General features: G+C 70.1%; 18 protein-coding genes. 9 read left to right on the forward strand and 9 right to left on the reverse strand.

Annotation, left to right across the window (positions count from 1 at the left end; genetic code table 11):
- Positions 1–38: 38 nt before the first annotated feature.
- On the reverse strand, positions 39–1,613 hold the full coding sequence (locus ACIBW9_RS25660; protein ID WP_398959663.1) for an acyl-CoA carboxylase subunit beta: 1,575 nt from the start codon (positions 1,611–1,613) through the stop codon (positions 39–41).
- A gap of 326 nt (positions 1,614–1,939) precedes the next feature.
- Here ACIBW9_RS25660 and ACIBW9_RS25665 point away from each other — a divergent pair, with 326 nt between their 5' ends.
- The gene (locus tag ACIBW9_RS25665) at positions 1,940–2,155 is read left to right on the forward strand and encodes a hypothetical protein (protein WP_351464546.1); all 216 of its coding nucleotides are present in this window, start codon (positions 1,940–1,942) and stop codon (positions 2,153–2,155) included.
- Positions 2,156–2,212: 57 nt separating this feature from the next.
- Here ACIBW9_RS25665 and ACIBW9_RS25670 read toward each other — a convergent pair whose 3' ends face one another.
- Complete coding sequence (locus ACIBW9_RS25670; protein ID WP_398958780.1) at positions 2,213–2,485, reverse strand: hypothetical protein; 273 nt, start codon at positions 2,483–2,485, stop codon at positions 2,213–2,215.
- A gap of 112 nt (positions 2,486–2,597) precedes the next feature.
- Between ACIBW9_RS25670 and ACIBW9_RS25675 the strand changes: the two genes are divergently transcribed.
- Complete coding sequence (locus tag ACIBW9_RS25675; protein ID WP_398958782.1) at positions 2,598–2,876, forward strand: malic enzyme-like NAD(P)-binding protein; 279 nt, start codon at positions 2,598–2,600, stop codon at positions 2,874–2,876.
- 197 nt (positions 2,877–3,073) lie between these two features.
- On the opposite strand, the gene ACIBW9_RS25680 is transcribed toward ACIBW9_RS25675, so the two are convergent.
- The 3 genes from ACIBW9_RS25680 to ACIBW9_RS25690 form a co-directional block, all read right to left on the reverse strand.
- On the reverse strand, positions 3,074–3,520 hold the full coding sequence (locus tag ACIBW9_RS25680) for a DUF2267 domain-containing protein (protein WP_398958784.1): 447 nt from the start codon (positions 3,518–3,520) through the stop codon (positions 3,074–3,076).
- A gap of 69 nt (positions 3,521–3,589) precedes the next feature.
- Positions 3,590–3,985: a DUF2267 domain-containing protein gene (locus ACIBW9_RS25685; RefSeq protein WP_398958786.1), complete on the reverse strand. Its 396-nt coding sequence runs from the start codon at positions 3,983–3,985 to the stop codon at positions 3,590–3,592.
- A gap of 103 nt (positions 3,986–4,088) precedes the next feature.
- Positions 4,089–4,520 (reverse strand): Hsp20/alpha crystallin family protein, encoded by a 432-nt coding sequence (locus ACIBW9_RS25690; RefSeq protein ID WP_398958788.1) that lies wholly within the window; start codon positions 4,518–4,520, stop codon positions 4,089–4,091.
- 126 nt (positions 4,521–4,646) lie between these two features.
- Between ACIBW9_RS25690 and ACIBW9_RS25695 the strand changes: the two genes are divergently transcribed.
- Entirely contained in the window at positions 4,647–5,300 is a 654-nt protein-coding gene (locus tag ACIBW9_RS25695) for a type III effector protein (protein ID WP_398958789.1), read from the forward strand.
- A 121-nt stretch (positions 5,301–5,421) separates the two neighbouring features.
- Here ACIBW9_RS25695 and ACIBW9_RS25700 read toward each other — a convergent pair whose 3' ends face one another.
- The 3 genes from ACIBW9_RS25700 to ACIBW9_RS25710 all read right to left on the reverse strand — a co-directional run bounded on the left by ACIBW9_RS25700 (position 5,422) and on the right by ACIBW9_RS25710 (position 8,588).
- Positions 5,422–5,556, reverse strand: coding sequence for a hypothetical protein (locus ACIBW9_RS25700; protein WP_398958791.1), 135 nt, complete (start codon positions 5,554–5,556; stop codon positions 5,422–5,424).
- Between the two features lie 113 nt (positions 5,557–5,669).
- Positions 5,670–7,043 (reverse strand): pentapeptide repeat-containing protein, encoded by a 1,374-nt coding sequence (locus ACIBW9_RS25705; RefSeq protein WP_398958793.1) that lies wholly within the window; start codon positions 7,041–7,043, stop codon positions 5,670–5,672.
- Positions 7,044–7,229: 186 nt separating this feature from the next.
- On the reverse strand, positions 7,230–8,588 hold the full coding sequence (locus ACIBW9_RS25710; protein ID WP_398958795.1) for an RICIN domain-containing protein: 1,359 nt from the start codon (positions 8,586–8,588) through the stop codon (positions 7,230–7,232).
- A 209-nt stretch (positions 8,589–8,797) separates the two neighbouring features.
- Here ACIBW9_RS25710 and htpG point away from each other — a divergent pair, with 209 nt between their 5' ends.
- From htpG to ACIBW9_RS25740, 6 genes are all read left to right on the forward strand, one after another.
- The gene (gene htpG / locus ACIBW9_RS25715; RefSeq protein ID WP_398958798.1) at positions 8,798–10,702 is read left to right on the forward strand and encodes a molecular chaperone HtpG; all 1,905 of its coding nucleotides are present in this window, start codon (positions 8,798–8,800) and stop codon (positions 10,700–10,702) included.
- Between the two features lie 247 nt (positions 10,703–10,949).
- Positions 10,950–11,996 carry a LacI family DNA-binding transcriptional regulator gene (locus ACIBW9_RS25720; protein ID WP_398958800.1) on the forward strand — a complete coding sequence of 349 codons (1,047 nt, stop codon included), beginning with the start codon at positions 10,950–10,952 and terminating at the stop codon, positions 11,994–11,996.
- Positions 11,997–12,111: 115 nt separating this feature from the next.
- Positions 12,112–13,554 (forward strand): cellulose-binding protein, encoded by a 1,443-nt coding sequence (locus ACIBW9_RS25725; RefSeq protein WP_398958801.1) that lies wholly within the window; start codon positions 12,112–12,114, stop codon positions 13,552–13,554.
- Between the two features lie 15 nt (positions 13,555–13,569).
- A complete protein-coding gene (locus ACIBW9_RS25730; protein WP_398958803.1) occupies positions 13,570–15,093 on the forward strand; it encodes a glycoside hydrolase family 43 protein in 1,524 nt (507 codons plus the stop codon).
- Positions 15,094–15,371: 278 nt separating this feature from the next.
- Positions 15,372–17,969 carry a rifamycin-inactivating phosphotransferase gene (gene rph, locus ACIBW9_RS25735; protein WP_398959665.1) on the forward strand — a complete coding sequence of 866 codons (2,598 nt, stop codon included), beginning with the start codon at positions 15,372–15,374 and terminating at the stop codon, positions 17,967–17,969.
- Positions 17,970–18,079: 110 nt separating this feature from the next.
- Complete coding sequence (locus ACIBW9_RS25740; RefSeq protein WP_398958805.1) at positions 18,080–19,045, forward strand: threonine/serine dehydratase; 966 nt, start codon at positions 18,080–18,082, stop codon at positions 19,043–19,045.
- Positions 19,046–19,276: 231 nt separating this feature from the next.
- Here the strand turns inward: ACIBW9_RS25740 and ACIBW9_RS25745 are convergent, their stop codons facing one another.
- On the reverse strand, positions 19,277–21,466 hold the full coding sequence (locus tag ACIBW9_RS25745; protein WP_398958807.1) for an MMPL family transporter: 2,190 nt from the start codon (positions 21,464–21,466) through the stop codon (positions 19,277–19,279).
- Positions 21,467–21,577 lie beyond the last annotated feature (111 nt).

Below are 21,577 nucleotides of genomic sequence, written 5' to 3' on the forward strand. Positions count from 1 at the left end.
GGGTCACAGCGGTCGCAGGGGGCAGGTGAACTCGTGGGTCAGAGCGGGATGTTGCCGTGCCGGCGCTCCGGCATCGGGGCCCGCTTGCCGCGCAGCGCACGCAGGGCACGGCAGACATGGGCGCGGGTGTCGCGCGGGGCGATGACGTCGTCGACGTATCCGCGCTCGGCGGCGAGATAGGGCGTCCCGTGGGTGCTCTCGTAGGCGGCGACCAGACGGGCCCGCAGCGCCTCGGGGTCGGCGGCGGCAGCCAGTTCCCGTCGGTGCAGCACGCCCACCGCGCCCTCGGCGCCCATCACGGCGATGCGGGCGGTGGGCCAGGCGAGGTTGATGTCGGCGCCCAGGTGCTTGGAGCCCATGACCGCATACCCGCCGCCGTACGCCTTGCGCACCACCACGGTGACCTTCGGGACGGTCGCCTCGGCGTACGCGTACAGCAGCTTCGCGCCGCGCCGGATGATCCCCGCCTGCTCCTGGCGGACCCCGGAGAGATAGCCCGGCACGTCGGCGAAGGTCAGCAGCGGCACGCCGAACGCGTCGCAGAACCGTACGAAACGCGCCGCCTTCTCGGAGGCGTCGATGTCGAGGGCCCCGGCGGCATGCAGCGGCTGATTGGCCACGACTCCGACGGACCGGCCCTCGATCCGGGCCAGCGCACAGATGATGTTGGGCGCGAACAGCTCCTGCACTTCGAGGAGTTCACCGTCGTCGACCACCGCGCGCAGGATGTCCCGCATGTCGTAGGCCTGCCCCAGCCGATCCGGCACCACCTCGTCCAGCCACGCCCCGCCGGGCTCCTGCCCCGGTGCGTACTCCGGGGGCCGCTCGAGGTTGTTGGCGGGCAGATACGACAGCAGGTCCCGTACGGTGTCGAAGGCGTCCTGCTCGTCGGCGGCGAGGAAGTGTGCGTTGCCGTTGACCGCGTTGCTCGTGCGGGCGCCGCCCAGGTCCTCGGCGCTGGTGCGCTCGCCGGTGACCGCCTCGATGACATCGGGTCCGGTCACGAACATGTGCGAGGCGCCGTCGACCATCACGGTGAAGTCGGTGATGGCGGGGGAATAGGCGGCACCGCCGGCGCACGGCCCCAGGACGACCGAGATCTGCGGAATCACCCCGGATGCCCGCACATTGCGGCGCACCAGCTCGGCGTAGAGGGCGAGCGAGGCGACACCCTCCTGGATGCGGGCGCCGCCGCCGTCGTTGAGCCCGACGACCGGGCAGCCGATCCGCAGGGCGAGGTCCATCAGCGCCACGGTCTTCTCACCGAAGGCCTCGCCCATGCTGCCGCCGAAGACCGTGGAGTCCTGCGCGAACACGCACACCGCACGGCCGTCGACCGTGCCGTGCCCGGTGACCACCCCGTCGCCGTACGGACGCCGGGCGTCGTCCCCTGCGGACCGCGCCCGTACGAACAGGCCGGTCTCGGTGAAGGACCCCGCGTCCAGCAGCCGTTCGATCCGCTCCCGGGCACCGAACTCCCCACGCCGCCTCGGCCCGCCCGAGGACACGGCCTGCACCCGACGGCCCACCAGCTCGGCGATGCGCCCGGCGGTACGGTCGGGAACATGCGTCGCCGTCTCCCCGGCGCGGGATGTTGTCGCCTCTCGCGTCACAGCCACCTCCGAAGTGGCTTTCGAATATGGCAGCGACGCACGGCCGGAATGGGGGAATCACTGTTCTGTTTGCGGGAGATGAGTCCCGCGGTGCGGGTGTTGCTCCGGGCGTGACAAGCGGACGGCGAAACCGGGTGGCGACACGGTATGGAGGGCCCCGGGCGCCTTCGGCGCAATCAGCCGCCCGACCCGATCAGGCGGAGGGCATCCAGCAGGGTTTTGTGGGCGGCGCCGGCAGGCAGGAGCGCGCACCCGGCGGCAGCTGCCTCTCGAGCGCCACGACCGCCCCGCATGCGCCCGGCCGTCACACAGCGCACCCTGGTGCTATGGCGGACGCACAGCCCATCGTGATCTACCCGCCCGCCGAGGACGGCGGGCGGAGGGTCCGTGTGGGCGACCATTTCCGCGGGATGGCATACGGGCTGCTGGACATCGTCGAGTTCCTGCGGCTCGCGGGTCTGGAGGACGCCGACGAGGCGTGGGTGCGGGAATCCGGGCTGGTCGAGTGGCGGGGCGGCGGCCCGGACGCGTGGCAGCACTGAGGACGTACCGCGCAGGACAGCGTGCTCACCGATCGGGTGTCTGCTACGAGGCAGCCCTCAGACGACGTCGAATTCATTGCCCTCGGGGTCCAGGTACCACCATCCGTCCTGGAACACCATCAGCGAGGCCGGCTGTGCGGGGTCGTACCGGGCGGGCACATGCACCCAGAACTTCCGGGACGTACCCGGGTAGATCGCGCTGTCGTTCCAGTCGAACTCGATCGTCTCGCCGACCGGCACCCCGGGCCGGACGGCCGAGTCGGGGCCGTGAGCGTAGCGGACGTCCGACTGGTCGACCGGAAGCGGCTGGTAGGGCACCTCGAAGGTCACGCGGGCCAACCTAGGAGGGATCGCGAGCCCTCTCAAAGGGTTTACCTCGCCGATGTCCTGCGGTGTGACTTCACGCGAGTGGCGACCGCGCCGTGCGTGCAACTGGGCCAGCTTGCTCTACCCGGGCCTCGGCCTCGGGGCCGTCGTGGCGCGGGCTTCCCAGATCACGGACGGCATGCTCCAGGCGGTCACCGAGGCGGTGGCGGGCCTGGCCGAGCTGTCCGGTCCGGGCGCCCCGCTGCTGCCGCAGGTGGAGAACCTGCGTGCCTCGTCGGCGACGGTGGCGGTGGCGGTCGCCCGCCGCGCTGCTGAGGTGGGGGTGGCGCGCGCCCCGCTCGACGACGTCATCCAGCAGGTTCAGGACGCCATCTGGCAGCCGGAGTACGCATGAAGGAGCCGCGGTTTCGAACAGGGCGATGCGGCCGACGAGTTCGGCGCCGTGAGGGCGTATGCGGGTGACGGTGCTCTGTTTGCAATCCTCGGAGCGATCGGCAGGATGCCGGTGACCGGACGCCCTGCGCGGTCATTGCAGCCCGCGCACGCGTCGCGGTCACCGGCGTGCCGGGGCACCGGGAAGGCGCGGCCCGCCTATGCGGCTTGGGATGCGGCCTGGGTGAGTTCCGCGCGGCCGAACAGCAGCGCGTAGCCGGAGGGGAGCTGGCGCAGGATGCGGGTGACGAGGTCGGCGCCCGCGTAGGCCGCGACGGCGGAGAAGACGGACCCGGTGTCCCAGCGGGTGGTGGCCAGGGAGGCGCCGGTGCGGGCGGCGAGGTCCTTGACGAAGGCCCAGCCGGTCAGCGGCTGGGTGTCGGGGATCTGGGCGGTGAGGATGCGTGCGGCTTCGAGGGGGAGGCGGGCGGCGAGGTCGACGCGTTCGTCGCCGGTCAGCTGGCGTCCCAGCCCGGCGAGGACGAGGCGGACGGCTTGCTCGGCCTTCTCGCGGGTGGGGTAGGCGCCGTCGTAGCGGACCTTTTCCAGCATCTGTTCGTAGGCCCTTCCATAGGGCTGCTGGAGCGGTGCGCTGTGCTCTGACATCACTGCGGTGGTTGCCTTTCTGTCACCGGGGTCGTGGCGACCGGTGCGCGGTCACCGGTGGATGCGTGGTCAGGTGGGCTGAAAGCGGCCGAAGAGCAGGTCGTAGCCCGTGGGGAGCTGGAGCAGGATCTCCTTGAGGAGCTCGTCGCCGGCGGCGTCGGCGGCCGTGGACAGGACGGCGCTGACGTCCCAGGCGGCGGTCTGCTCGGTCGCCCCTTCGATCCAGGCCGCGGTCGCGCGCACGAACCGCTCGGGGGACAGCGGTTCGGCGCTCTGCAGCGGGTTGAGCAGGATCAGGGCGAAGTCCTCCGGCAGACGCGCCGCCAGCCGGGCCCGTACCTCGCCGACCAGGTGTGCGCCCAGCAGGGCGAGCACCACGCGGGCCGCGCGGTCGGCTTCCTGCAGGGTGGCGTACTCGCCGCGTTCCTTCACATGGTTGAGGAACGCTTCGCGTCGCACAGTCACGTCGGCCGCCACCCTTCCTCGGTCCTCGGGGGATTGGAGGACAGGCCCCGGGGGGAGATCAGGTACCTGTCCTCCGCCGTGGTTCCGTCTTCGGCTGTCCCGCTCAGCCGGAGATCTCCTTGCGGTCGGATCCGACGCCGATGGTGATCTTGCGGGGCTTGGCGCGCTCGGCGATCGGGATGCGCAGGGTGAGCACGCCTGCCTCGTAGTCGGCCTGGATGTGCTCGGTGTCCAGCGTGTCGGCCAGCACGAGCTGGCGCGAGAAGACGCCGAGCGGCCGTTCCGACAGCTCCATCTGTACGTCGTCGGCCTTCGTCGCGGGCCGGCGCTCGGCCTTGACGGTCAGCATGTTCCGTTCGACGTCGATGTCGATCGCGTCCGCGCTGACGCCGGGGAGGTCGAAGGCCACCACGTACTCGTCACCCTCGCGGTAGGCGTCCATCGGCATCGGGGACGGCCGGGACCACGTGCCCGGGCCCATCAGCTGCTGCGCCAGCCGGTCCAGCTCACGGAAGGGGTCAGTGCGCATCAACATCGAAAACACCTCCAGGCAGATTCGGGCAGTTGCTGCCAATGCGCCTCACGCAAGCCGTTGTACCATGTCATCCAATGGATGACAAGTGAGACGTCGTCCAAAGGACGACAGACCTAGGAGGTGCTCATGACCCCGGCTGACCAGCCGAAATCGACCAGCATCGGCGCACCAGGGCCGACGTCGTTTCTCGCCGCTGCGGCGGCTCTGCACGCCATAGACGACGCCCTGCAGGCCGCCCGGCACGAGGACCGCGACACGGCCGGCACCCAGGAGGTCGCCCCGGAGAAGGCGCTGGCCTCCCTCTTGCTGCTGCGGCAGGTGCGCGAGCAGCTCGCCGAATGGGAAACCGGCCTGATCGAGACCGCCCGCCAGGCCGGTGCCAGCTGGGCCGACCTCGCCCACCCCCTCGGTGTCTCCAGCCGCCAAGCCGCCGAGCGCCGCTATCTGCGGGGCAGGCCCGGTCCCGCAGGTACCACCGGCGAACAACGCGTCCAGGCCACCCGCGAGCGCCGCGCCGCCGAACGCACCACGGCCGCCTGGGCCCGCCGCAACGCATCCGACCTGCGCCGTATCGCCGGCCAGATCAGCGCCCTCACCGACCTGCCCACCGCGGCCCGCGACCCGCTCAGCGAGCTGCACGCGGCCCTCGCCCACGACGACCCCGCCGTCCTCATCCAGCCCCTCAACGCCACCCGCCCCCACCTCACCCCCGGCCACCCCGACCTCGCCGCCCAGCTCGATGCCCTGACGAACTCCGCGACGACCCCGGCGGCCCCCTAGCTCAAACAGGTGTGCGCGAACTGAACTCCCGCCGGTCGCCGCGCGGTTCACCATGCTGCTGTCACGCGGCGAGGGAACCGCGGCCTTCACGCACCTCGGCGGCGTCCGGTTCGCCGCGCCCTCAGATGCGGGCGAAGACGTTGACCACCACTCCGATGGAGAGAATGGCGAGGACGGTCCGGAAGGTGTAGACGACGGCGGGATACCGGATGTGCAGAGGTATCCGGACGGTTCGGGTAACGCTTGCGCAGTTCACAGAACAGAAAATGGCAGACCGGGCCGTCGGGAGGTCCGACTGATGCGCCGGCGCTGCGGCGGGACCATCAGCAAGTAGAGGTCCTTGCGGCCTGCGCGGCGGGCGGACGGACGCTAGTTCCTGCTCAGCGTCCGGGTCACCCCCGCCACCACCGCGGTCGTCAGGACCCAGCCGATCGCGATCAGCGCGTATGTCAGACCCTGCACACCGCTCTGTGCCCAGTGCCAGTGGTCGCGTTGGCCCAGGCCGCCGATGGGCACCAGCAGGTCGAGGGTGTAGGCGACCGGGTTGAACGGTGTGTCCTCGCCCTTCGTGTTCGCCACGGGCTTGTGTGCCGTGAACACGAGCGAGCCGATCAGTGTGAGCAGCGCCAGCCAGATCCCGGCGATCCACGGGCGGTAGCCGTATCCGACCGTGGAGTCGAGGAGCCAGCCCCAGGCTCGGCCCGCCGGGCCCAGCGTCGCGCGGCGGCGCCGTTCCCGCACGAGCAGCACCCGCCGTGCCTCGTCCTCGTGCCCGCATCTACGGTAGTGGGAGGCGAGTTGCTCGTACGGCTGCGGAACGTAGACGGGCTGATGGCGCAGCCACGCCAGCCGGTTCTCGACGTCCTCGCGCCGCGTGGGTGCCGTATCGCCGAGCCAGCCGTACGTCAGGCCGTCCAGGCCCAGCGTCTTCGGCCAGGTCGAGGGGTCGTCCTGGATGCGGTCCGCGTGCGCGTTGCGCAGGTTCACGCCGCCCGCGGGTCGGTACCGGAAACGCAGGTCCAGTGCCCCGGCCTGCATCCCCACGCACATCAACGACGTGCCCGAGCCGAGCAGTTCGGCATCGTCGAAGGTCAGCAGGTCCTCTATCCGCGCGCTGCGCAGCCGTATCCTGCCGTCGGCCGTGAAACCCCGTGACAGCCGTACGGTCGACGCCTTGAGCATGTCCCCCTGGAAGGCGAACGCGTCCGCCGAGCCCACCGTGATCCGTGCCCCGCGCATCCACAGCCCACCCGGCAACTCCGCCCCGGCGAAGCCGACTTCGCCTTCCGCGACGAACCCCTCCTCGCAGAACACGCCGCCCCGCATCACCAGACCCCCGGCGTCCACCGCCATCCGGCCCGGCGCGATCAGCCGCGCCCCGTCGAGCCGCAGCGCCCCCGCGATGTCCGCGTGCACGAGGTCGAGAGCGTGCTGTCCGTCCCCGCCGATGACCGTGCGGCGCAGGTCAAGTTGCCCCCCGAGCCGTGCCGTCGGAGCCCGGAAGCCCGGCAGCGTGCAGTCGACGACGCTCACCCCGAGCGTCGTCGCCCCCTCCAGGCTGACGGCCTCGTCGAACCGGCACGCCTCGAACCGCAGGGACCGCCTGATCTCCGCTCCGTCCAGCAGCAACGCCCCGGTGATGTGGGCACCGCGCAGGATGTACGGTTCGGCGCCTGCCGCCTCGTCGAGGATCTCCTGCCGGACGCGTTCCGCGTCGACCGTCCGGTCGGGCTCAGGCGACACGAGCGGTGCCGAAGTCGGTCCAGGCGTAGGCCCCGTGTCCGAGGCACGCGCGTGGGGCGTCTGTGTCGTGCGGTCGGCTTGCGGTGGTCATCGGGCTCCAGGCGGTCCGTCCGGCAGGGTGCACTCTCTGCTGGAGACAGTGCCTGGGACCGCAGCATTCCACACCTGTGCGGAACCGATCGGAGGTCACTGTCCCGGCGCGAGGACGTACGTGTTGAGGCTGCCGACCGTGGTGAGCGGGCTCGGGGAGCCGAGGTCGTAACGGTCCACCGCAAGGTAGTTGGGCTTCTTGCGGGCGGCGGGTGTGCAGAAGTTCTGTGCACGGTTGAGGAGTTTGCCGTTGTCCGTCTGCACGGTGGAGCCGATCGTGTAGTCGCGGAAGTGGTTCATCACGAACAGCGGGTGGAAGGCAGGCGAGTCCGTGGTGAGGGGACGGGTGTCCCAGCGGCTGTAGCAGGACCAGTCCGAGGCACCGATTCCGCCGCCCATGGACCAGTAGTTCTCCACGGTCCACTCACGCTGGTACATCACACCGAAGGTGTCGCGGGTGCTCCAGCCGTTCGCCGTGTCGCTCGCCCTGGTCCGGTCGCTGAAGATCAGCAGCTGCTTGCCGCGGGCGGCCAGATCGGCCATGGTCGGCCAGCCCTTGGAGGCCACGCCCTCCTGGTCGGGCCGGTACAGCACGTCGGAGAGGCCGCGGACGGAGGCGAGGGAGGACTTCAGCACGTCGGAGGAGGCGTAGTCCTCCAGGAAGACGGTGGCGAACTGGCCCGGGTGGGCCTTGAGGAAGTCGACGATGCGCTGCAGGTCGGTGGCGAGCGGGACGGGGCTGCTGACGCCGTCGCAGCTGTTGTGGCAGAGGACGGCCTGCCCGCCCGCGGTGTAGTCGTCGAGCATGAAGCCGCGTACCCCGTCGGCCAGTTGCCTGCTGATGCCGTAGTTCTGGTTGGGGAACCAGCTGACCGGCCACGTGGCGAAGGCGCCGTCGACGCCGTTGGCGAAGGCGTTGTGCGCGGTCAGGAAGGTGACCTGGTCCAGGGTGCGGGTGTCAGCGGAGGGCATCGCCGTGGTGGCGTAGGCGACCGGGGTGAGGTACCAGCGGGCGAGGTCGCCGGCCGAGCCGAGTTGTACGGCGCCCGCGTCGGAGGCGGAGCCGGTGAGGTACTGCGAGGTGCCGGGTGCGGTGATCGTGTACGTACTGTCGGACCCGGAGGTGATCGTCCAGGTCGTGCCGTCCGCGCCGCAGGTGGCGGTCACCGCGGAGGTGCCGCTGCGGCCGAGGCAGGTGCCGGACTCGTCGGCGTTCTGCAGCTGGTAGCCGCCGCCGACCGCGACCGGGGTCCACTGCTGGTGGTCCTCGTTGCCCTTGGGATGGTGCGCGGCGACGGTGCCGCCGGCGTCGGCGGCGTTGCGGCCGGTGGTGTAGTTCTGCAGGTAGACCGAGGAGGTGGGGACCGCCGCCGAGGCCGTGCCGGTCAGCAGGGCGGGCGTGGACAGGGCGAGGGCGGCGGAACAGCACAGGACGCGCAGGGGGCGCAGGCGCACGGGGGGTTCCCTTCACTCCGGCACGGGCGTGCCGACGATGACCGAGACATGACATATCCGGTGACACGTGCGTTACGCCAGATGCTGCGGGCGAATTACTGTCGGCCTGCGGGCCATTGACGACCTGTCCCCCCGCTCGCCGCCTGCCATGTTTTACAGTGAATCTCACCTGACCTGGCACTTTAGGGACCTGCGAGGACACACGAGCCATGCCGACCGAAACGTTTGAGTTCCAAGTAGAGGCCCGTCAGCTGCTCCAGCTGATGATCCACTCGGTCTACTCGAACAAGGACGTCTTCCTGCGGGAACTCGTCTCCAACGCCTCCGACGCGCTCGACAAGCTGCGTCTGGAGGCGCTGCGGGACGACAGCCTCGACGTCGACACCTCCGACCTGCACATCGAGATCGAACTCGACCCCGACGCCCGTACGCTCACCGTGCGGGACAACGGCATCGGGATGTCGTACGACGAGGTCGGCAACCTCATCGGCACCATCGCCAACTCCGGGACCGCCGCCTTCCTCAAGGAGCTGAAGGAGGCCCAGGACGCCGCCGGGGCCGAGGGGCTCATCGGGCAGTTCGGCGTCGGCTTCTACTCCGGTTTCATGGTGGCCGACGAGATGACCCTGGTGACCCGGCGCGCCGGTGAGGCCGGCGGCACCCGCTGGTCCTCGCGCGGCGAGGGCACCTACACCCTGGAGAGCGTCGACGACGCACCGCAGGGCACCGCCGTCACCCTCCACCTCAAGCCGGCCGACTCCGAGAACCAGCTGCACGACTACACCTCCACCTGGAAGATCAAGGAGATCGTCAAGCGGTACTCCGACTTCATCACCTGGCCGATCCGGCTGGTCCCGCAGCCGGGTGGCGACGGCGAGGAGACGCCCGAGCCCGAGACACTGAACTCGATGAAGGCCCTGTGGGCCCGCTCGCGCGACGAGGTCTCCGACGACGAGTACCACGAGCTGTACAAGCACGTCAGCCATGACTGGCGCGACCCCCTGGAGACCATCCGCCTGCAGGCCGAGGGCACCTTCGAGTACCAGGCCCTGCTCTTCCTGCCCGCGCACGCCCCGCACGACCTGTTCACCCGGGACTTCCGGCGCGGCCTCCAGCTCTATGTCAAGCGTGTGCTGATCATGGACGACTGCGAGGCGCTGCTGCCGCCGTACCTCCGCTTCGTCAAGGGCGTCGTCGACGCGCAGGACCTCTCGCTCAACGTCTCCCGCGAGATCCTCCAGCAGGACCGGCACATCCGGATGATCCAGCGCCGGCTGACCAAGAAGGTCCTGTCGTCGGTCAAGGAGATGAAGGCGGGCGACTCCGACAAGTACACCGCGTTCTGGCGGGAGTTCGGCGCCGTGCTCAAGGAGGGGCTGTTCGGCGACCCCGACAACCGCGACGCCCTGCTCGCGGTCGCGTCCTTCGCCAGCACCCACTCCGAGGACGAGGCGACCACCCTCCAGCAGTACGTGGAGCGGATGAAGGACGGCCAGAACGACATCTACTACATGACAGGCGAGTCCCGGCAGAGCCTGGAGAACTCCCCGCACATGGAGGCGTTCCGGGCGCGCGGCATCGAGGTCCTGCTGCTCACCGACCCCGTCGACGAGGTCTGGGTCGACGCCGTGGGCGAGTTCGAGGGAAAGGCGCTGCGGTCCGTCGCCAAGGGTGAGATCGACCTCGACATCCAGGGCGACGAACAGGCCGAGGCCGAGCGGGAGAAGCAGAGCGAGGCCTACGCCGGTCTGCTGGGCTGGCTCAAGGAGCAGCTGGCGGAGGAGGTGAAGGACGTCCGCCTGTCGACGCGGCTGACCGTCTCCCCGGCCTGTGTCGTCTCCGACGCCCACGACCTGACTCCGGCGCTGGAGAACATGTACCGGGCCATGGGCCAGGAGGTCCCGCCCACCAAGCGGATCCTCGAGCTCAACGCCGAGCATCCGCTCGTGCAGGGCCTGAACCAGGCGTACCAGGAGCGCGAGGACCGCACCGAACTCGTGGAGACGGCCGAGCTGTTGCACGGTCTCGCCGTCCTCGCGGAGGGCGGCCAGCCCAAGGAGCCCGCGCGTTTCGTGAAGCTCGTGGCCGAGCGGCTGGAGCGCGGCCTGCACTGACGGGTCTCCCGCAGAGGCACTCGGCACGGCTGGTCCGTGCCGAGCGCCTGCCCTCGAGCAGGTACGCGTTCGACGGAAACTTTCGCTGTGAGCGGCGGAGAAATCTACAACAAGATGTGTCCGAGGCCACAGGTGCGTCGGTAAGAGGTGCGAGAATGACGCGGCGACACCTGTACGACGCTGCTCATCCGGCTTTCGCGTCAGGCCCGCGTCGGGCGCGAACGGTTCGACGATCGGGAAGGCCACCTTGGCGGACAGCGCAGCAGCCGGCCCTGCGGATCGGCAGCACGCGGAACGTGACACGCCCAAGTCGGTCACGATCGCGTACATCGCCGAATCGGCGGGGGTGTCGGTACCGACCGTTTCCAAGGTGCTCAACGGAAAGTCGGGCGTGTCCGCGGACACCCGTGCCCGCGTCGAGGAACTGATCAACCGCCACGGCTACCGCAAGCCCGGCGGAGCGGGCCGAAGCAACGTCGTCGAACTCGTCTTCCGCGAACTCAAGGACATGTGGGCGGTCGAGATCATCCGGGGCGTGGAGCGGGTGGCGCGCCGCCACCGCGTCGGCGTCATGGTCTCCGAGTTCGGCCTGCACGACAGCGCGTCGCCCGCCTGGGACGACACGGTCGCCCGGCGCCCGAACTGCGTCCTGTCGGTGGCGCAGCTCTCCGAGGCGGAACGCGAGCAACTCACCGCGAAGGGCATCCCGTTCGTCGTCTTCGACCCGATCATGGAGCTGCCGGACGACGTCCCGTACGTGGGTGCCACGAACTGGTCCGGCGGCCGGGCCGCGACCCGCCACCTCACCGAACTCGGCCACCGGCGCATCGCGATGATCAGCGGCCCTGAGGGTCAGCTGTGCTGCTCCGCCCGGCTGGACGGATACCGCTCGGCGATGCACGCCGCGGGCCTGCCGGTAGATCCGGAGATCGTCGTGCATGCCGGCCTCACCCGCGACGACGGCTACGAGGCGGCACACCCCCTGCTGGCGCTGCCCGAACGCCCGACGGCGATCTTCGCCGCCAACGACCTCCAGGCGCTCGGTGTCTACCAGGCGGCCCGCGAGGCCGGCCTGCGCATCCCGGACGACCTGAGCGTGGTCGGCTTCGACGACCTGCCGGTGGTGGCCTGGGTGGACCCGCCGCTGACCACCGTCCACCAGCCCCTGACCGAGATGGCGATGGCGGCGACCGAGCTGGCGCTCACCCTTGGCCGCGGCGAGCAGGCGCCCCAGGCAGGGCTGGAGATCGCGACGACCCTGAGGGTCCGGGGGAGTACCGCTCCGCTGAAGTAGGACCCAGATCGAAACTTTCGTATCTCCGCCACGACAGTTGCCAAGCGCTTCGAGTCTCGAGACCGTGGTGCGCGTCTCCCGTCCACCCGCCCGCTCGTCATGCGCTGGAGGGCACATGCGCAGGCTGGTTCAAAGACACCGCACGCGCCTGTTCAGGCTTGTCGCAGCCGTCTCGCCGGCCGCGGCCGGCTCCGTCACGGCCGCCACCCCGTCGGCGCAGGCCGCTTCCGCCGCGGTCACCGCCTCGGTGTCGGTGGACGCCGGCCGCACCCTGGCGAGTATCACGGCCACCGGTGCCGGCATGAACGTCGCCGTCTACGACGGGAACATGAACCACCCGTCGGTTCCCGGGCTGCTCCAGGACGCCGGCGTCGGCATGGTCCGCTATCCCGGCGGCAGTTACGCCGACGGGTACCACTGGCAGACGCACACCGTCGAGGGTGGATATGTCGCCCCGAACACCGGCTTCGACACCTTCATGCGCACGGTACGCGCCACCGGAGCACAGCCGATCATCACCGCCGACTACGGCTCGGGCACCCCCGAGGAGGCGGCCGGCTGGGTGCGGTACGCCAACGTGACCAAGGGCTACGGGGTGAGGTACTGGGAGATCGGCAACGAGGTCTACGGCAACGGCCTCTACGGCGCCACCTGGGAGACCGACCACCATGCCGGCGAGACCGCCACGACGTACGCGACCAACCTGGTCCGGTACGCCACCGCGATGAAGGCCGTGGACCCGACCATCAAGATCGGTGCCGTGCTGACCACTCCGGGGTCCTGGCCCGACGGCATCACGGGTCCCGGCGACACCATGGACTGGAACCACACGGTCCTCTCGATCGCCGGCCCGAAGATCGACTTCGTGATCGTGCACCACTACCCGCTCGGCAACAGCCAGGCCGACCCGCTGGGCAAACCCCAGGCGGAGATCCCCGGCATGGCAGCCACCCTCCGCTCACTGATCAACCAGTACGCCGGGAGCAACGCGCCCGACGTGGGCATCGCGGTGACCGAGGCCAACGCCAACGCCTACAAGGACACCTCCCCGAACGAGCTGTTCGCGCCGGACGAGTACCTGACGTGGCTGGAGAACGGCGCCTTCACCCTCGACTGGTGGGACCTGCACAACGGCACCGACTGCGGCCACATGACCACCGTGGAAGGTGCCACCGACTACGACGACGGCGGAATCCTCGCCAGCGGCGCCTCCTGCGAACCGCCGCTGAACACGCCCTACTACGGCGCCCGGATGATCACCAAGCTGGGTGCGCCGGGGGACCGGTTGGTCCGCACCACCAGTTCGACGGCGCTGGTGTCCGCGCACGCCGTGCGGCGGGCGAACGGCGACGTGAGCGTCCTGCTCATCAACAAGGACCCCGCGAACTCCGCCACGGTCACCCTGTCCTACAGCGGGTTCACCCCGTCCTCGGCCACCCCGACCGTGTACTCGTACCTGAAGAACGCCACCTCGATCGGCTCCGTCGCCACCGGAAGCGCCACCCGCCAGACCGTGCCGGCGTACTCGATCGTGGTCATACAACTGCACCACAACTGAAAGGAATCGATCAGGGTGTCGAGCAGGTCGAACAGGCCCGAAACACGCACCAGCACCGTCAACAACCCGGTCATCCCCGGCTTTCACCCCGATCCGAGCATCTGCCGGGTGGGCGAGGACTACTACCTCGCCTGCTCCAGCTTCGAGTACTTCCCCGGCGTGCCCCTCTTCCACAGCCGGGACCTGGTGCACTGGACCCAGATCGGCAACGCGCTGGACCGGCCGAGCCAGCTACGCCTGCCGCTCGACTCGCGCTCCTCGGGCGGGATCTACGCGCCCACCCTGCGCCATCACGACGGCCGTTTCTGGCTGATCGTCACCAACGTGAGCGCCGACGGCAACCTGCTGGTCACGGCCACCGACCCGGCGGGCCCCTGGTCCGATCCCGTCTGGCTGCCCGGGGTGCACGGCATCGACCCGGACCTCGCCTGGGACGAGGACGGCACCTGCTGGTGCACCGTCGCCGGGGTCTCCCAGGTCCGCCTCGACCCGTACACCGGGGAGACCCTCGGGCCCGCGCGCAGCCTCTGGTCCGGCATGCCCGGCGCCAAGGCCCCCGAGGCACCGCACCTGTACCGGATCGGCGACTACTGGTACCTGCTCATCGCCGAGGGCGGCACCGAGCGCTGCCACGCCGTCGCGATCGCCCGTGCCCGCACATCCGGCGGCCCCTTCGAGCCGTGCCCCGACAACCCGATCCTCACCCACCGCGGCACCGACCACCCCGTCCAGAACACCGGCCACGCCGACCTGGTCCAGGCACCAGACGGCTCCTGGTGGATGGTGCTCCTCGGAGTACGGCCGGGCGGCGGCACCCCGGGCTGGCACGTTCTGGGCCGCGAGACGTTCCTGGCGCCGGTGACCTGGGTGGACGACTGGCCGGTCGTCGGTGAACTGTCCCTCCAGGCGCCCGCGCCCCCGTGGCCGCTGCAGCCGGGCCCCGTCCCGCCGGTCCGGGACGACTTCGACCTGAACGAACTGGCCCCGCAGTGGGTCTCGTTGCGCCATCGCCCGGCAGAGGACTGCACCACCAAGGAACGGCCCGGATGGCTGACCTTGCGTGCCCGAGGAGCCTCGCTCGACCACACCGACGTGACGTTCGTCGGCCGGCGGCAGCAGCATCAGTCCTGCCGGGTGCGGACCCTGGTCGACGTGGGGGAGGGGCACGGCGGCCTGGCCGTACGCCTCGACGAGCAGCACCACTACGACATCGAGGTGGCGTCCGGCGAGGTCCAAGTGCGGGCCCGCATCGGCCCGTTGAGCACGGTGGTGGCGTCCCGGCAGGTACCACCGGGACGCGTGATCCTCCGTATCGAGGTGACCGCCGTCGAGACGCTGCACGACGCGCGCACCGGCCCCGACACCGTCTCGATCGGCATCGAGGAACCGGACGGCACGTTCGCCGAACTCGCCTCACTCGACGGCAAATACCTGTCCACGGAGGTCGCCGGCGGCTTCACCGGCCGCGTCTTCGGAATGTACGCCTCAACCGGCACCGTCCACTTCGACTGGTTCGACTATGAGCCGCTCGACCGCTGACGCGGGCCCTTCGGGCCCCACGCCCGCGCCGAAGTGCGCGGACACGTCTGAAAGTTGGTTGGAGGCCAAGTGGGAGACGAAGGACAGTGCCCCCGGCACCGGGGCCGACGCTGACCTCCCATGGACAGAGTCACTCCCGGGGAAATAAGCAAAGGCAAGGAGAGATCTCTCCTTGCCTCTCTCAACTTATAGCGCACGGGGGGGGCTTGCCGCAAGGACCCGGTCGGCGTGCAGAATCGACGGCCGGTGCCACAACCTGCGGGAACGGGGAGCAAGCAGTGACCGAGCAGTACGTGCTGGACCTGCAAGACGTCGACGAGACGGGGGTCGCGGTCGTCGGCGGCAAGGGCGCGCACTTGGGAGGGCTGTCGCGGATCGAAGGGATTCGCGTTCCGGGCGGGTTCTGTGTGACGACCCACGCCTTCCGCCGGATCATGGCGGAGGCGCCGTCGATCGACGACCGGCTCGATGAGCTGTCGCGCACCGACCCGGACGACCGGGAGGGAATCCGCACGCTCAGCGCGCAGCTCCGCAGCACCATCGAAGAGATCGCCGTCCCTGCCGATCTCGCGGCGGCGATCACCCGTGCGCTCGGCCGGCTCGGCGAGCAGGCCGCCTACGCCGTCCGGTCCAGTGCGACGGCCGAGGACCTGCCGACCGCCTCGTTCGCCGGACAACAGGACACCTACCTCAACGTGGTGGGGCCGACGGCGGTCCTGCGGCACGTCAGCCGGTGCTGGGCCTCGCTGTTCACCGAGCGGGCCGTGACCTACCGTCAGCGCAACGGCATCGACCACCGTACGGTCCACATGGCCGTGTTGGTGCAGCGGATGGTCTTCCCGGATGCGGCCGGCATCCTGTTCACGGCGGACCCGGTCACCGGCAACCGGAAGGCCGCCACCGTGGACGCCGGCTTCGGCCTCGGCGAGGCCCTGGTCTCCGGCCTGGTCAACCCGGACGTCTACACGGTGCGCGGCGGCGAGGTCGTCGCCAGGACGATCGCCGCAAAACAGCGTGCCGTTCAGGCCCTCACGGCCGGCGGAACCCATGAAGTGGCAATCGATGCGCGGCGCCAGGAGCAGCCCGCGCTGACGGATGCGCAGGTGGTGGACCTCGTGCGGCTCGGGCGGCGGATCGAGGCGCACTTCGGGCGCCCGCAGGACATCGAATGGTGCCTGGTCGACGACGGCTTCCAGATCGTTCAGAGCCGGCCGATCACCACGCTGTTCCCCGTTCCCGAGCAGGACGACGAAGAGAATCACGTCTATCTCTCCGTCGGCCATCAGCAGATGATGACCGACCCCATGAAGCCCCTGGGCATCTCCGTGTGGCAGCTGACGGCCATGGCACCGATGGTCGAGGCCGGCGGGAGGCTGTTCGTCGACGCCACCCGGCGCCTTGCCTCGCCCTCGAGCCGCGCGGCGCTCCTGGAGCTCGTCGGCAGAGGCGATCCGCTGATCAGGGACGCCCTGGAAACCGTCCTGGAGCGCGGCGATTTCATCCCGTCGCTCCCGGATGCGGGTCCCGTCGGGCCGCCGGCGGGCGGTGCGTCCGCCCCGACCGAGGCCGATCCGGCCATCGTCGGCGAACTGATCGAGCGCAGCCGGACGTCCATCGCCGCCCTGACGCGCGACATCCGCACCAGGACCGGACCGGCGCTGTTCGACTTCCTGCTGGAGGCCTTCGAGGAGCACAAACGAGTCCTCAGTGATCCGCTGAACATGCAGGCGATCATGGCGGGGATGGAGGCCACCTGGTGGCTCAACGACAAGCTGGAGGAATGGCTGGGCGAGAAGAACGCGGCCGACACCCTCACGCTGTCCGCCCCGGACAACGTCACCTCGGAGATGGGACTGGCGCTGCTCGACGTCGCCGATGTGATCCGCCCGCATCCCGAGGTGGTGGCGTTCCTGCAGGGCGTCGAGGACGACGGCTTCCTGGACGAACTGGGGAAGCTCACGGGCGGGGCCGAAGCCCGCGATGCCATCGAGGCCTACCTCGACCGGTACGGCATGCGCTGCGTCGGCGAGATCGACATCACGAGGCCGCGTTGGCGCGAGCGCCCCAGCACCCTCGTGCCGGTGATCCTCGACAACGTCAGGAACTTCGAACCGGGCGCCGCCGAGCGGCGCTTCGAGCAGGGACGGCACAAGGCGCAGCAGAAGGAACAGGAGGTGCTGTCGCGCTTGCGGGCCCTGCCGGACGGGGACCGGAAGGCCGACGAGACCAAGCGGATGATCGACCAGGTCCGAGCCTTCATCGGATACCGGGAGTACCCGAAGTACGCCATCATCAGCCGCTACTTCATCTACAAGCAGGCCCTGCTGGCGGAGGCCGAGCGGCTCGTGCAGGCAGGAGCGATCCCTGAGCAGGAGGACGTCTTCTACCTCACGTTCCAGGAACTCCACGACGTCGTGCGCTCGCACCAGGTGGATGACCGGCTCATCCAGCAGCGCAAGGACGCGTTCCGTTCCTACCAGGCGCTCACACCGCCCCGGGTGCTCACCTCGGACGGCGAGGCCCTCACCGGGGCGTACCGGCGCGACGATGTGCCGGCCGGCGCCCTGATCGGGCTGCCGGTTTCCGTCGGGACCGTCGAGGGCAGGGCCCGCGTCATCCTGGACATGGCACAGGCCGAACTCGAAGCGGGCGACATCCTGGTCACGCCCTTCACGGATCCCAGCTGGTCACCGCTGTTCGTCGGAATCGCGGGCCTGGTGACGGAGGTGGGCGGCCTGATGACCCATGGCGCGGTGATCGCCCGTGAGTACGGCTTGCCGGCCGTCGTCGGCGTGGAGCAGGCCACCCGGCTGATCCGGGACGGACAGCGGATCCGCGTGCACGGAACCGACGGATACATCGAGATCCTGTCCTGATGCTCCCTCAGGCGACGTGAAGCAGTGACACCCACTCCACCAGGGTGCGCAGGATCTCCGGGACGGTTGCCACGGATCAAGGACCACGGGCGGCGCTACCCTCCCGTGTCATGCAGCAGACGCGCCTCGACACCGCTCGGATCAGGGCCGCCCGCCAGATGATCGACCCCGTTTTTCTCGACACCCCGCTGTACCGCTGCGAGGCGCTGGAGCCCGGTCTCGGCTGCGCGGTGAGCATCAAGCTGGAGACGGCGAACCCGGTCCGCAGCTTCAAGGGCCGCGGCACCGAGGTGGTAGCGAGTCTGCTCGCCAGTGAGGGACCGCGCGCCATGGTGTGCGCCAGTGCGGGCAACCTCGGTCAGGCCCTTGCCTGGTCGGGTCGCGGCCGCGGGCTCGACGTCACCGTCGTGGCGTCCCGCTTCGCGACCGCGGCCAAGCTCGATCGTATCCGCGCCCTGGGCGCCACGCTGGAACTGGTGGACGGCGACCACGAGTTGGCCCGCGAGAGGGCGGCGGCCATCGCGCGCAACGAGGGCATCCGGCTGGTGGAGGACAGCCTGGATCTCGAGACCTGCGAGGGGGCGGCGACCATCGGTCTGGAACTGGTGGAGGCGATGCCGTCGTTCGACGCCGTCCTGATCGCTCTCGGCGGCGGGGCACTGGCCACCGGTGTGGGGCACGTGGTGAAGGCGCTGGCGCCCGCGGCCGAGGTGATCTGCGTCCAGCCGCTGGGCGCACCGGCGATGACACGGTCGTGGCGCAGTCGGCGCGTCGTCACCACCGACTCGGCCGACACCATCGCCGACGGAGTCGCCGGCCGGTGTCCCATCCCGGCCGTCCTGGACGACCTCCTGCTGGTCGCGGACGACGCCGTCCTGGTCCAGGAGGCGTCGATCATCGCCGGGATGCGGATGCTTTTCGACTACGCCGGTCTGGTCGTCGAACCGTCGGCCGCGCTCGGCATCGCGGCCGTCCTGGAAGACCGTGACCGCTTCGCCGGCCGCCATGTGGTCACCATCGTGTGCGGCAGCAACGTCGACGTGGACGCCTATCACCGCTGGATCGGTACGGCATGAGCAGAAACGGGGGGGGGGGGGGGGGGGGGGGGGGGGGGGGGGGGGGGGGGGGGGGGCGGGGCGCCCGCCCCCCCCCCCCCCCCCCCCCCCCAACCCCCCCCCCCCCCCCCCCCACACCCCCCCCCCCCCCCCCGCGCCGGCCGGCCCCCGCCCGCGCGCCCGCCCGCCCCGGCCCCCCCCCCCCCCCCCCCCCCCCCCCCCCCCCCCCCCCCCCCTCACACCTGCGCGGTACTAACTGCGCCGGCCCGCAGGATCATGTGCGACGGAGTTCCGGCCCTGTCCCGCCGCGGTGTCGGAACCCTTGGATCCGGCGTCCGCGTCCGCCGCGGCCTCCGCCCGGTCCCCGTGGCCCGGCCACCACGCCGCGTGGCCGATGAGAGCGGTGAGGCTCGGGGTGAAGAACATCGCCATCACGAAGGCCGCGACCGCGATGCCGAAGGAGACCGCGAAACCCATCTCCGTGAGCAGTGCGTTGCCCGCCAGCATCATCGTGGCGAAGGTCGCCGCCAGGATGAAGCCCGCGGCGGCCACGGTCGGCCCGGCGTGCCGGAGCGCCATGCCGGCCGCCTCACGCGGGTCGCGGCCCTCGCGGGCCTCCTCGCGCAGCCGGGCGATCATCAGGATGTTGTAGTCGGTGCCGATGGCGACCACGAAGAGATACATGATCACCGGAAGCATGAACATCAGTCCGGAGTGCCCCTGACCTTCCTGGAAGATCCACACCGTGGCGCCGAGGGTGGCGCCGAAGCCCAGCCCCACGGAGGCGATCAGATACCAGGGGGCGACCACGCTGCGCAGCAGCAGCCCCAGGATGACCATGATCAGGGCGGCGGCGACGGGGAAGACCGTCCGGTAGTCGTGGTTGACCGCGGTGTTGATGTCCTTGTAGATCGACGACATGCCGCCGACGAGGGCTTCGGTGCCGTCGGGAGCGTCGGTGTGCGCGACGTCGCGCACCCTGCCCACGGTGTCGATCGCCTTGTCCGTCGAGGCCTCGTACTTGAGCGTGACGGTGAAGTCGGCGGTCGTGCCGTCCTTGCTCACCTGGGACATCCGGGCGCTCGCCACGCCGTCCACGGCCCCGAGCTTCGCCGCGTACCCGGTGAAGCCGGCCCTGTCGAGCGGCTTGCCGTCGGTGCTGGACAGATAGACGTCGGTGGGGGCGGCGGCGCCCGCCGAGTACGCCTTCTGCATCTCGTCCTGGACGATCATGGACTCCTTGGTCTTGGGCATCGAGCCCGAGGCCAGGTCGAACGTGGCCTTGTAGCCCAACGTCCCGAGCGACAGCGCGATCAGGACCAGTCCGGATGCCACCGCGGTGAGCGCCGGGCGGCGCTGTACACCCCGGCCGAGGGCGGCGAACCGGGCGTTGTCCGGCTCGCGCTGCCAGGACTTCGAGGGCCAGAAGACCTTCGGCCCGATGAGCGACACCACGGCCGGGATCAGGGTCAGGCCCGCGACCAGCGTGGCGGCGACCGCGATGGCGAGCGCCGGGCCCATCTGCTTGAGGAAGCCCAGAGTCGACAGTGCCAGCGCGAGGAAGGCGATGACGACCGCCCCGGCGGCCGAGGCGATGGCCTCGCCGACCCGTGCGACCGCGTTGACCATGGCCTGCTTGGGTTCGTCGCCGGCGCGCAGGCGTTCCCGGTAGCGGAACATCAGGAACAGGAAGTAGTCCGTGCCCACGCCGAACAGGACGACGATCAGGATCGACGAGATCGAGCTGTTGGCCTGCAGGTCGAACAGCTTGGTGGCGTACGCGATCAGCCCGTTGGCGATCGCCGACACCAGGCCGATCAGGACCAGGGGGAGTACGGCCAGGATCGGCGCCCGGAAGATGATCAACAGGGTCACCAGAATGATCACGAAGGTGCCGATGCCGATCAGGGCCTGACCGCGCTTGGACGAATCCTGCTGGTCGAGAGCCTGCGCGGCGGAGCCGCCGAGCTTGACGTCGAGGTGGGTGCCCTTGGTCAGCGCCTTGACGTCCTCGCGTAACACCTTGGCCGCATCGGCCTGTTTGGGCTGGCCGGCGTTCTTGCTGTCCATCTGCACCAGGGTCAGGTCATACCTGCCGTCCTTGGACGGCTGGCCGGGGACGACCTTCTGCACCTGGTCGATGTGCTTCTTGCCCAGTTCGGTGGTGATCCGGGCGACGTCCTGTTTGTCCTGGGCGGTCAGTGTGCCGCCGTCGGTGCGCTGGTACAGCGCGATCGCGGACGGGGTGAAGGCGCTGGGGAACGCCCTCTCCTGGAGATCCGCCGCTTTGATCGACTCGTAACTCTTCGGCAGAAAGCTGCTCTCGTCACTGTTCGAGGGCAGGCTCGGTGCGGTGGCGACGATCGCCACCGCCGCGATCAGCCATGCCACGATCGTCCAGACGGGATGTCGGACGACCGTGGCGCCAATACGTCGGAACATGCGGAAGGTCCTCCTGGATAGGAAGATCACCGCAGCCCGGGGAGCGGTCCCTGGCATCGGCGACCCCGACCGGCCCGCATCCAGCGAGCCCGTCGATTGGTTGTCTTGGGC

It is taken from the genome of Streptomyces sp. NPDC049541 (assembly GCF_044465725.1).
Classification (GTDB): Bacteria; Actinomycetota; Actinomycetes; order Streptomycetales; family Streptomycetaceae; genus Streptomyces.